This window comes from Rhodanobacter sp. KK11 (assembly GCF_033345435.1).
GTDB lineage: Bacteria > Pseudomonadota > Gammaproteobacteria > Xanthomonadales > Rhodanobacteraceae > Rhodanobacter.
In genome coordinates this window covers 75,498-86,395 of the sequence record NZ_JAWPMI010000003.1, presented here as the reverse complement: position 1 = coordinate 86,395, position 10,898 = coordinate 75,498, and the positions used below count along the sequence as shown (strand labels likewise).

General features: G+C 65.2%; 9 protein-coding genes and 3 tRNA genes. 3 read left to right on the top strand and 9 right to left on the bottom strand.

The annotated features are described in order from the left end of the window. Positions 1–38: 38 nt before the first annotated feature. On the bottom strand, positions 39–740 hold the full coding sequence (locus tag R5H19_RS08290) for a protein phosphatase 2C domain-containing protein (RefSeq protein ID WP_318158515.1): 702 nt from the start codon (positions 738–740) through the stop codon (positions 39–41). A gap of 111 nt (positions 741–851) precedes the next feature. Here R5H19_RS08290 and R5H19_RS08285 point away from each other — a divergent pair. Further along, a tRNA-Ser gene (locus tag R5H19_RS08285) sits at positions 852–941 on the top strand. 307 nt (positions 942–1,248) lie between these two features. Here R5H19_RS08285 and dnaQ read toward each other — a convergent pair. The 3 genes from dnaQ to R5H19_RS08270 are packed head-to-tail and all read right to left on the bottom strand — an operon-like array spanning position 1,249 to position 3,113. After that, complete coding sequence (gene dnaQ, locus R5H19_RS08280) at positions 1,249–1,962, bottom strand: DNA polymerase III subunit epsilon (protein ID WP_318158514.1); 714 nt, start codon at positions 1,960–1,962, stop codon at positions 1,249–1,251. Then, entirely contained in the window at positions 1,959–2,402 is a 444-nt protein-coding gene (rnhA, locus tag R5H19_RS08275; protein ID WP_318158513.1) for a ribonuclease HI, read from the bottom strand. The genes dnaQ and rnhA overlap by 4 nt, the downstream gene beginning before the upstream one ends. Positions 2,403–2,426: 24 nt before the next feature. Next, a complete protein-coding gene (locus tag R5H19_RS08270; RefSeq protein WP_318158512.1) occupies positions 2,427–3,113 on the bottom strand; it encodes a methyltransferase domain-containing protein in 687 nt (228 codons plus the stop codon). A gap of 251 nt (positions 3,114–3,364) precedes the next feature. On the opposite strand from R5H19_RS08270, the gene gloB reads away from it, so the two are divergent. Both gloB and R5H19_RS08260 read left to right on the top strand, forming a co-directional pair. Continuing rightward, positions 3,365–4,129 carry a hydroxyacylglutathione hydrolase gene (gloB, locus tag R5H19_RS08265; RefSeq protein WP_318158511.1) on the top strand — a complete coding sequence of 255 codons (765 nt, stop codon included), beginning with the start codon at positions 3,365–3,367 and terminating at the stop codon, positions 4,127–4,129. Positions 4,130–4,332: 203 nt separating this feature from the next. Then, positions 4,333–5,319 carry a transglycosylase SLT domain-containing protein gene (locus R5H19_RS08260; RefSeq protein ID WP_318158946.1) on the top strand — a complete coding sequence of 329 codons (987 nt, stop codon included), beginning with the start codon at positions 4,333–4,335 and terminating at the stop codon, positions 5,317–5,319. Positions 5,320–5,448: 129 nt separating this feature from the next. Here R5H19_RS08260 and R5H19_RS08255 read toward each other — a convergent pair whose 3' ends face one another. The 5 genes from R5H19_RS08255 to lon all read right to left on the bottom strand — a co-directional run bounded on the left by R5H19_RS08255 (position 5,449) and on the right by lon (position 10,765). After that, entirely contained in the window at positions 5,449–7,350 is a 1,902-nt protein-coding gene (locus tag R5H19_RS08255; RefSeq protein WP_318158510.1) for a SurA N-terminal domain-containing protein, read from the bottom strand. 144 nt (positions 7,351–7,494) lie between these two features. Continuing rightward, positions 7,495–7,571: transfer RNA gene (locus R5H19_RS08250), tRNA-Asp, on the bottom strand. A gap of 9 nt (positions 7,572–7,580) precedes the next feature. Continuing rightward, a tRNA-Val gene (locus tag R5H19_RS08245) sits at positions 7,581–7,655 on the bottom strand. 19 nt (positions 7,656–7,674) lie between these two features. Further along, on the bottom strand, positions 7,675–7,947 hold the full coding sequence (locus R5H19_RS08240; protein ID WP_007511239.1) for an HU family DNA-binding protein: 273 nt from the start codon (positions 7,945–7,947) through the stop codon (positions 7,675–7,677). Positions 7,948–8,290: 343 nt separating this feature from the next. Next, positions 8,291–10,765, bottom strand: coding sequence for an endopeptidase La (gene lon / locus R5H19_RS08235; protein ID WP_318158509.1), 2,475 nt, complete (start codon positions 10,763–10,765; stop codon positions 8,291–8,293). Between the last annotated feature and the right edge of the window lie 133 nt (positions 10,766–10,898).

Here is a 10,898-nt window from a genome sequence, read left to right as displayed (position 1 = left end):
ATCCGGCCCCGCGGGCGATGGCCACGCCCCGGCCGGATTCAGCTGGCGCGCACGATCAATGCCGTGATGTTGTCGTCGCCGCCACTGTCGAGGGCGCTCAGCAGCAACTGGTCCACGCACTCCTGGGCGACCAGGTCGGTGCGCGCCACTACACCCGCGATCGACGCGTCACTGACTCCCTCGGTCAGCCCGTCGCTGCACAGCAGGAAGCCCATGCCAGGCTCCAGCTGTCCCCGTGCCATGCCGACGTGCAATTGCTCGATGGCGGTCACGCCCAGCGCCTGGGTCAGCACGTTGCGCTGCGGATGCCGGGCGGCCTGTACCGGATCGAGCTGACCGGCCTCGACCAGTGCCTGCACCAGCGAGTGGTCGTGGCTGATCTGCCGCAGTTCCTTCTTCCACAGGTAGATTCGGCTGTCGCCGACCCAGGCGACCTCGTAGCCTTCGCCATCGATTCGCAGCGCGGCGACGGTAGTGCCCATCGGCAGCACGTCGAAGCTGGGTCGGGTATGCGCAAGCAGCTGCTCGGCGGCATCATGCACGGCCTCGATCAGGCCATGCCCCTTGCCGACCAGATCGACCACCACGTCGCGCACCAGCGCCGACGCCACCTCGCCATGCTGGTGCCCACCCATGCCGTCGGCTACCAGGAACAGGCCGAGTGAGGCATCCGCGTAATAGGTGTCCTCATTGCGCGTGCGACGCAAGCCGACATGCGTTCCGTGTCCGAATTCGATCATGGGTTTTCTGTGGATACAGGCCTGCGCAGCATGCCGGAAGACCGGGTTATTGTCACGGCAAGTTCACTCGCGTATGATTCCCGGCTCGCATGCGCCACCATGCACCGCATCGGAGAGGTGGCAGAGTGGTCGAATGTACCTGACTCGAAATCAGGCGTACGTGCAAGCGTACCGTGGGTTCGAATCCCACCCTCTCCGCCATAAAAGCCAAACGCCCCCTCGTGGGGCGTTTGGCTTTTCTGTTGGTGACGGCAGGGTAAGAACCCCCCCGGGTTACTCGGCGCATCCTGCGCCTCTCCCTTCGGGCCGTCGGCTTCGCCGACGTTCGCTCCGGCATCCTGCCTCCGCAGTCGACAAATTCGTCTGGAACGAATTTGGACAGCCGAAGGCTGGCCCCGCAGCGCGCAGCGCGGAGGGGTTCGGCCCAGGGATGAGCCGAACAATCCCGCCGGACTCCGAATGCCTCATCACGTACAGTGTTCTGCTTTTCGCGCCGAAAGGATCCGCCTCATCCCAACAACCGCCGCCACACGCTCTTCTCGTCCGCGCCGCTCTTGTCCAGAGCGTCCAGGCGTTGTTCGTGCGCCGACAACTCCTCCGCCGAAGCGCGCAGCACCCGCGGCCGCACGTGCAGCACCACCGGCGCCGCCACCATCACGTCGACCTGTTCGCTCGCTCCCTCGAAGCCGAGATCGAAAGCCACCTGCCCCGAAGTCATCGCCAGGTACACGTCGGCCAGCAGCTGCGCGTCGATCAGACCGCCGTGCAAGTCGCGCCGCGAGTTGTCCACGCCCAGCCGTTTGCACAATGCGTCGAGGCTATTGCGCTGGCCGGGGTAGCGCTCGCGCGCCATCGCCAAGGTGTCCAGCACGCTGCAGCGGTCGCTGATCCGGCCTGCGCCCTCGCCCAGCCGGGCCAGTTCGGCATCGAGAAAGCCGATGTCGAAGCTGGCGTTGTGGATGATCAGTTCCGCACCGTCGATGAAGGCGAGAAACTCCTCCGCCACTTCGGCAAAGCGCGGCTTGTCGAGGAGGAATTCGTCTTCGATACCGGTGACCAGCCGGGCACCTTCGTCGATCGCCCGCCCCGGATTCAGGTAGGTCTGGTAGTACCGGCCGGTGAGCCGGCGCTCGACCATTTCGACGCAAGCGATTTCCACCAGCCGGTGGCCCTGGCGCACTTCCAGGCCAGTGGTCTCGGTGTCGAGAACGACCTGCCTCATGCCCGGCCCTTCATCTGTTCGGCCTGTCCGCGCGCAGCCTGGTCGACCCGTTCGTTCTCGACGTGGCCGTTGTGGCCCTTCACCCACCGCCAGCGCACCTGGTGGGCGTCAACCGCATCGGACAGGCGCTGCCACAGGTCCTGATTCTTCACCGGCTTCTTGTCCGCGGTGCGCCAGCCGTTCGCGCGCCACTTCGGCATCCACTGCTCGATGCCCTGCATCACGTAACGCGAGTCGGTGGTGAGCGTCACCCGGCACGGCCGTTTCAGCGCCTCCAGCGCGCCGATCGCCGCCATCAGCTCCATCCGGTTGTTGGTGGTGGCCGGCTCGCCGCCGGACAACATACGCTCACCGCCTTTCGCCCTCAGCAGGGCTGCCCAGCCACCCGGGCCCGGGTTGCCCAGGCAGGCGCCATCGGTAAAAGCTTCCACTTCGCTCATCGTTGCTCACGTATTCCATGAAAATCACAAGGCCGCGCTGCGTCGGGTACCCGGCGACAGCCGACTGTTCGCCGGTACGCGCACCGGTGAAGGATTGAGTCGCAGCGGCGTGGCCAGGCGCCTACGCTTGCGCGCCACCAGCACATAGCCGCCGCCGAAAGTGCCGGCAAGCGCCTGCGGCGCCGTCTTCAGCCCCGGCAGTGCGCTGCCTACCCGCTGCATCTGTTCGACCGCCAGGCCGGCCGATTCGAGCTGATGCCGAAGCCGCCACGGCATCTGCAATGCCCGCGGCCTGCCACGCGCATGCCAGCAGAACCACGGCGACCAGCCGCCGAGCGGGTGCACGCCGGTCAAGGCGAGCACGCCGCCCGGCGCCAGCACGCGGATCGCTTCATCGAGCAGGCTCGCTGGCAGCGGCGCCACTTCCAGTGCATGGCGCAACAGCACCAGCTCGAACGCGTCGTCGACGAAAGGCAGCGGCTCGTCTGCGGCCGCCCGCAGGTCGCCCCGGTAATGGCTGCCCGACAGGTGCAGACTGGTCCAGCAGCCAAGCATCGGCAAGGCCGGCGGCACGTCGTCCGAGGAGGCACCCAGCAACAGCGCATGGGCGCCGAAGCAGCGCTGCAGCCCTTGCTTCAGCACGCACGTCTGCGCATCCAGCAAGCGGCGCAACGGCGCGCTGGCGTAGATGTCGTCATCACGTGGTTGCATGCGGTCGGCCCAAGTCTTCCATCCGTACCGAAGTGTAATGGCTGGCGGCCACGGGCAGCAGTTCGCAGGCAAGCTGGAACTGCCGCACGCTGCTGAACAGCCGCGCGGCGGGTTAACGTTCCGCTAACGAGCAGGCACCAGCTCCCCTTTATATTCGACCCCCTCATGCGCGCCCCGGACGGCTGCGTCTGTCGTTCCCCAAGGAAACCACCCGGCCTGCCGGATGTTCCTCAAACGCAGCGGAGCCCGCCTTGCATCTCATTCCGTTACCGGCGCTGGCCGACAACTACATCTGGCTGCTACACGACGACGACGGCAACGCCATCGTGGTCGATCCGGGTGATACCCCGGTCGTCGAACAAGCGCTGGCCGCACGCCGGTTGCGGCTACGTGCGATCCTGCTGACCCATCACCACCACGACCACATCGGCGGCGTGCAGGCCCTGCGTGCGCGCCACGACGTGCCGGTCTACGCGCCTGTCGACGAGCGCATCGGCGAAGCGACTGAACGGGTGCGCGACGGCGACCGGGTCGAGTTGGCCGAACCTTCCTTGCGCTTCGAGGTGATCGCGATTCCCGGCCACACGCTCAGTCATGTGGCCTACGTTGGCGCCGGTTTGCTGCTGTGCGGCGATACCTTGTTCAGCCTCGGCTGCGGCCGCCTGTTCGAAGGCACGCCCGCGCAGATGCTTGCTTCGCTGGACCGCCTTTCGCGGCTGCAGGGTGAAACCCTGGTCTGCGGCGGTCACGAGTACACCGAAGCAAACGGGCGGTTCGCGCGCACCATCGAACCGGGCAATTCCGACCTGCAGCAACGGCTGCAGGAAGTCACCGCGCTGCGTGAGCACCTCCAGCCCACCCTGCCGGTGCCGCTCGCCCGCGAGCTGGCGACCAATCCATTCCTGCGGGTCGATGCCGCTGCCGTCATCGCATGGTGCGAACGGCAAGGCGCTGGCGACAACCGCGTCGATCGCTTCGCCACCATGCGCCGCGCCAAGGATGGGTTCGCGGCATGAGACAGCACGTCAGGTACCTGCCAGTGTTCCTGTCGGGCCTGCTCGCCGCGTGTGCCGGTGCGCCTTCGCACGCTCCGCGGCCATCGGCTGGCGAAGTCCCGCCGGCCACGACCGTTTCCCCCGCCACCGCGCTTCCGGTCGACAAGCAACCCGAGCCGGTACCCGCTGCCGACGTCTGGGATCGCCTGCGCCGCAGCTTTGCCATGCCTGGCTGCGACGCCGACCCGGCGGTGCTGGATTGGGCAAGGCGCTACACGCGCCACCCGCGGCAATTCGAAAGCCAGCTGCAGGCCGTCTTGCCGCGACTGGTCTATGTGCAACAAGTGGCCGACCACTACGACGTCGCGGGCGAATTCGTGCTGTTGCCCTGGGTAGAGAGCTATTTCCAGCCGGTACCCGCGCGCAAGCGCCGACCGGCCGGCATGTGGCAGATCATGCCGGTGACGGCGGGCGCGATGGGGCTGCGTGTCGACGGCCATTACGACGGCCGGCTCGACGTGCCGGCTGCCGCCAACGCCGTGATGAAACTGCTCGAACAGTACCACCAGCAATTCCACGACTGGCGCGTGGCTGCCTATGCCTACAACGCCGGCGAGTTCACGATACGCAAGATGATCCGCACGCACGGCATGCCGGCGGAGCAGCCGGTGATCCCTCACTGGCCGGTACGCAAGGTGACGCGCGAGCATCTGGTCAAGCTGCTCGGCATGGCCTGCGTGGTGCGCGAACCGGAACGCTTCCACGTCAGCCTGCCCACGCTGCCGGACGAACAGCACCTGGTGCAGACCGGAATTCCCCATTCGATGCCGATCGCGCGGGCAGCCAGCCATGCCGGCATGTCGGTGGATGCGCTGCGGCACCTCAACCCGGCGTTTCGCAGCAACACGATCGACGCCAAGGCCGCCCCCTATCTGATCCTGCCCGTCAGGCACGCCCGCCAGTTCCGCGACGCCCTGCTGGAACAGGCCAGTACGGCCGGTGACAGCATTTTTGCCGGCGCCGGCACCGCGACCGATCCGACGCCGGATGCAAGCACGGCACGCAAGACCCACACCGTCAAACGCGGTGAGAGTCTGTGGCGGATCGCCCGCGATTATTCGGTCAAGGTCAGCCAGTTGCAGCGCTGGAACCAGCTGAGCGGCCATACGCTGAAGCCCGGCCAGACCCTCGCCGTAAGCGCGCCGAACTAGAACTGCGCGCGATCGGTGGCCGCTTGCGGCGATACCGCCCCCATCCACCGATCACGAACGGAAAGGGGCAGCCCGCAAGCGGCTGCCCCATTCGGCGTCGCACCGACGGCACCAGGCCGTCACCCGCGCTTACAGTCGCTGCTGGTTGATCTTGATCTTGGTCTTCGCCCTGAGCTGGTCGATCAGCTCGCGCGTCGCTTCGTAGCCGTAGGCCTGGGCCATCTGCTGACGCAGCGACTCACGCTGCTCCGGCGGCACCTTGGACAGGTCGCCGTCCTGCACCTTGTCCACGGCCAGCAACACGTAGTCTCCGTCCAGCATGTCCACGACGGCGAACTGCGGCTTGCCCGCTGCCGGGTGCGGCAACAGGAATGCCTGGGTCAGCAGCGGTGCCGGCAGCTGCGCGTGCCGGACCACCTCGCTCATGGTGACGATGCTGGCCCCCAACGACTTCGCCACGTCGTCCATCGACTCGCCCTTGCGCAGACGCGCCAAGGCCTCGTCGGCCTGCTTCTTCTCGATCGCGGCGGCCCGAGCGTCGAGGATCTTCTGCTGCACGTCGGCGCGGACTTCCGCCAGCGGCTTGGCGGCCGCCGGCACGTGCTGGTCGACATGGATTACCACCGAGTGATTGTTGCCCAGATCGATCAGCCCGGAGTTGTTGCCCTGCACCAGCACATCGTCACTGAACGCCGCGGCGACCACCTTCGGATTCGCGGCTACGCCCTCGCCACCCTTGCGCGTGAACAGCCCGGTGGTCTTGATCGGCAGGTGCAAGGCGACCGAAGCCGGCTCCAGCGAAGTCGGGTTCTGGTAGGTGCTGTCGGACATCTTGCCCGCGACATCGTTGTAGGTACGATCGCGCTCGGCCGTCGTCGCTTCCTTGACCAACTGGTCGCGCACTTCCTCGAACGGCTTGGATTCCCCGCTGCGGACGTCACGCAGCCAGATGATGTGGTAGCCATCAGACGACAGCACCGGCTTGGAAATCTGGCCCTTCTGCATCGCGAACAGCGCCGTGTCGAAGGCTTCGTTGGTCACGCCTTTTTCCAGCCAGCCCAGGTCGCCGCCCAGACGACGGGAGCCCAGGTCCTGCGAATCCTGCTCGGCCAGCTTGGCAAAGTCGCCGGGGTTCGCTTCCGCGGCGATCTTTTCGGCCGTGGCCAGCGCCGCCTTCTGCTGCTCCGGCGTGGCGTTGGCCGGCACGTTGATCAGAATATGCGAAGCGAGCCGTTGCTCCGGCTGCACGAAGCGCTGCTTCTCGTTCTCGTAGCGCTTCCTCAGCTCCTCGTCGCTCGGCTCGGCAGCCAGCGGCAGATCGGCACCGACCACCTCGACATACTTCACCGAAACCTGCTCGGGGTTCATGTAGTCGGCCTGGTGCGCCTTGTACCAGGCTTCGATCTCGGCATCGCCGACCGTCTTGTCGGTCAGCGTGGGACGCGGCAGCTGGACATAGCGCAGGTCGCGGCGCTGGCTCAAAAGTTTCAGGAAATGATCGAGCTGGGCGTCGCTGGCGACGGTGCTGGCGGCGATCGCCGACGGCAGCAACTGGACGGCCAGCGACGAGCGGATCTCGTTCTCGAACATCCCCGGTGTCTTGTACTGGCTGGCGAGCCACGCGCGGTAGCTGGTGCTGTCGAACTGTCCGTTGACCTGGAACGCCGGGATCGAGGCGATGTAGTCGCGCATGGCCAGATCAGACACCCGCAGGCCCCAGTCCGTATTGGCCTGCAGCAGCAGCTGCTCGTCGATCATCCCGTCGAGAATGCGCAGCTTCGTCTCGTTCTTCTCGAAGGTGCTGGAGTCGAACTGCTCACCCTGCTGTTCGACGGCCTGCTGCCGCAACTGGTTCACGCGATCCTGGAATGCGCGCTGGTCGATCTCGTGCTTGCCGACCTTTGCCACGAAGGCATCGTCGTTCGACATGAAGTAGCTCTCCATGCCGAACAGCGACATCGCCAGCACGGCGAGCCCAAGCACAATGATGGACGGCCATCCATGCATCTTGTTACGCATTGCCTGCAGCATTGAAATCTTCCCGCAAGATGGTGAAAGCGCGTGGTGCGCGAATGACGCGAGCCACCGTGGCGGCGTGCGCCGTCTGCTCGGCAGGTTGCACGGACACGCGCCGTTCAAATGACAAGGGCGCCACACGGGCGCCCTTGCGAACTGTGGCGGAGTGGACGGGACTCGAACCCGCGACCTCCGGCGTGACAGGCCAGCATTCTAACCGACTGAACTACCACTCCGCATTTTTCTGGTGGGTGCTGTAGGGATCGAACCTACGACCACCGCCTTGTAAGGGCGACGCTCTACCGCTGAGCTAAGCACCCGAAACCAAGCGTTAGCCGCTTAGTTTAGGGCATCCTTGAGGGTCTTGCCAGCCTTGAAGGCAGGCACCTTCGAGGCCTTGATCTTGATCGCTTCGTTGGTGCGGGGATTGCGGCCGGTGCGGGCAGCGCGCTTGCGCACGGTGAACGTGCCGAAACCAACCACCGAGACGTCCTCGCCTTTCTTCAACGACTTCTGCACGGTCTCGAAAAAGGCTTCGAGAGCACGACCAGCGTCGGCCTTGGTCAGCTCGGCCTTCTCGGCAATGGCATTGATCAGATCGGTTTTATTCATTGAAAAACTCCTTGTTCGGATTTCGTCGGCGCGGTCGGTGCGGAGACCAGACAGCACCGGCATGGATGGTTGGCTCTTGCCTGGGCCGTAACGCAACCCCGCATCGCTGCGCTGACATACAACGCCGGGACTGCGGTGCCGTCTTTATACCAGTGCCTTGCCGGACTCCGCAACACAAGTCACAGCAACGTTTCCGGGAGATTCGCGCCATGCGCAACGGCTTGCAAAATCGGCATCGTGAGTCTGGGAGAAACTTCGTCGACCGACGGCGAAAATCAAAAAAAGTGCCCTGCATGACAGGGCACTCCGGGTGAAGGGCGGGATCGAGGGCGAACCGGGCGGATCAGTGCGTCAGCGAGTGTCCTTCCGCCGACTCGCCGGCAACCGCGGCAGAAGCCGTTTCCTTGACCGGATTCGGCTGCAGCGGACGCTCCAGGGCGATGTCCAGCACCTCATCGATCCAGCGCACCGGATGGATCTCCAGCGATGAGGTGATGTTGGACGGCATGTCGGCAAGATCCTTCTTGTTGTCCTCCGGGATGATCACCGTGGTGATGCCGCCACGATGTGCCGCCAGCAATTTCTCCTTGAGACCACCGATCGGGAGCACGCGGCCGCGCAAGGTGATCTCACCCGTCATTGCCACTGCGGAACGTACCGGCACCCTGGTCAGTGCGGACACCAGCGCAGTGCACATGCCGATGCCGGCGCTGGGCCCATCCTTCGGCGTGGCGCCCTCCGGCACGTGGATATGCACGTCGAGCTTCTGATGGAACTCCGGATCGATGCCCAGTTGGTCGGCGCGCGCACGTACCACCGACAGCGCCGCCTGGATCGATTCCTTCATCACGTCGCCGAGCTGGCCGGTGTGCACCAGCCGCCCCTTGCCGGGCACCACCGAGGCCTCGATGCTGAGCAGTTCGCCGCCCACCTGGGTCCAGGCCAGGCCGGTGACCAGGCCCACCTCGTTCTGCAGTTCCTTGCGTCCGAAGTCGAACCGGCGCACGCCAAGGTAATGGTCCAGATTGGCCGAGTCCACCGTGACGACCGCTGCGGCTTTCGACTTGCCTTTCGCGGACTTCGCCGCCGGAGTCGCCTTGCCTTTGGCCTTGCGCACCTCGCCGAGCGTGAGCTCCTTCACCACCTTGCGGCAGATCTTGGAAATCTCGCGCTCCAGGCTGCGCACGCCGGACTCGCGCGTGTAATAGCGCACGATATCGCGCAAGGCGTCCTCGGTGACGTAGAGCTCTCCCGGCTTCAGGCCGTTCGCCTTGAGCTGCTTGGCCAGCAGGTACTTCTGCGCGATGCCGAGCTTCTCATCCTCGGTGTAACCGGGGATGCGGATGACCTCCATGCGGTCGAGCAGCGGGCCGGGGATGTTCAGCGAATTCGCGGTGGCGATCCACATCACCTCGGACAGGTCCAGGTCGACCTCGAGGTAATGGTCGTTGAACGCGTGGTTCTGCTCAGGATCGAGCACTTCCAGCAGCGCCGACGACGGATCGCCGCGGAAGTCCATCGACATCTTGTCGATCTCGTCCAGCACGAACAGCGGATTCTTGGTGCCCACCTTGTTGATGTTCTGCACGATGCGGCCGGGCATCGAGCCGATATAGGTACGCCGATGGCCGCGGATCTCGGCTTCGTCGCGCACCCCGCCAAGGCTCATGCGCACGAATTTCCGGTTGGTCGCCTTGGCGATCGACTGGCCGAGCGAGGTCTTGCCTACGCCGGGCGGGCCGACCAGGCACAGGATCGGCCCCTTCATCACCGACACGCGCTGCTGCACGGCAAGGTATTCGAGGATGCGGTCCTTGACCTTTTCCAGGCCGAAGTGATCGGCGTCGAGCACTTCCTGCGCCAGCTGCAGGTCCTTGCGTACCTTGCTGCGCTTCTTCCACGGCACGCCGACCAGCCAGTCGAGGTAGTTGCGCACCACGGTGGCCTCAGCCGACATCGGCGACATCTGCTTGAGCTTGCCGAATTCTTGCCGCGCCTTGGCCAGCACGGCCTTGGGCATGCCGGAACTCTCGATCTTCTTCTGCAGTTCCTCGACTTCGTTCGGCCCATCCTCGCCGTCACCGAGTTCCTTCTGGATCGCCTTCATCTGTTCGTTGAGGTAGTACTCACGCTGGCTCTTTTCCATCTGCGACTTCACGCGGCCACGGATGCGTTTCTCCACCTGCTGCAAATCCATCTCGCCGTCGACCAGCCCGATCAGCAGCTCCAGACGCTGGCCGACGTCGGCGGTCTCCAGCACTTTCTGCTTGTCAGCCATGCCCACGGACAGGTGCGCGGCGATGGAATCGGCCACGCGCGACGGGTCGTCTATGCCGGACAAGGTGGCCAGCACTTCCGGCGGCAGCTTGCGGCTCTGCTTGACCAGTTGTTCGAACAGCGAGATCAGCGTGCGCGAGACCACGTCGAGCTCGCGCTCCTTGGCGTTGTAAACCGGCTCGATCACGCGCGAGCGGGCGGTCAACATGCCATCTTCTTCCTTGAAGTCCTCGACCGCCACGCGCGACTGGCCTTCGACCAGTACCTTGACCGTGCCGTCGGGCAATTTCAGCAACTGCAGGACGCCGGCCAGCGTACCGACCTGGTGCAGATCGGTGATCGCCGGATCGTCGATATCCGGGCTCTTCTGCGCGACCAGCAGAATCTGCCGCTCGCCTTCCATCGCGCGCTCCAGCGCACGCATGGACTTGTCGCGGCCGACAAACAGCGGGATGACCATGTGCGGATAAACCACCACGTCGCGCAACGGCAACACCGGCAGAGCGTCCAGCGCAACAGGAAGGGGGGCGTTCTTGGCCATGAAAGAGGAATCCCTCGGGTTCGGATCTGGTTTCGTCCCGACACTGCGCCGGGTCCGTCACCTCGTCAAGTGGAGGCGGCCGGCGACCTACTCAAGGCGGGCGAACCGCCAAAAACAGAACGGCCCCGGCGCA

Excerpts from the sequence above, each read along its gene's own strand:
- R5H19_RS08290 (WP_318158515.1), bottom strand. The coding sequence starts at position 740 with ATGATCGAATTCGGACACGGAACGCATGTCGGCTTGCGTCGCACGCGC.
- dnaQ (WP_318158514.1), bottom strand. The coding sequence starts at position 1,962 with ATGAGGCAGGTCGTTCTCGACACCGAGACCACTGGCCTGGAAGTGCGC.
- rnhA (WP_318158513.1), bottom strand. The coding sequence starts at position 2,402 with ATGAGCGAAGTGGAAGCTTTTACCGATGGCGCCTGCCTGGGCAACCCG.
- R5H19_RS08270 (WP_318158512.1), bottom strand. The coding sequence starts at position 3,113 with ATGCAACCACGTGATGACGACATCTACGCCAGCGCGCCGTTGCGCCGC.
- R5H19_RS08260 (WP_318158946.1), top strand. The coding sequence starts at position 4,333 with ATGCCTGGCTGCGACGCCGACCCGGCGGTGCTGGATTGGGCAAGGCGC.
- R5H19_RS08255 (WP_318158510.1), bottom strand. The coding sequence starts at position 7,350 with ATGCTGCAGGCAATGCGTAACAAGATGCATGGATGGCCGTCCATCATT.
- R5H19_RS08240 (WP_007511239.1), bottom strand. The coding sequence starts at position 7,947 with ATGAATAAAACCGATCTGATCAATGCCATTGCCGAGAAGGCCGAGCTG.
- lon (WP_318158509.1), bottom strand. The coding sequence starts at position 10,765 with ATGGCCAAGAACGCCCCCCTTCCTGTTGCGCTGGACGCTCTGCCGGTG.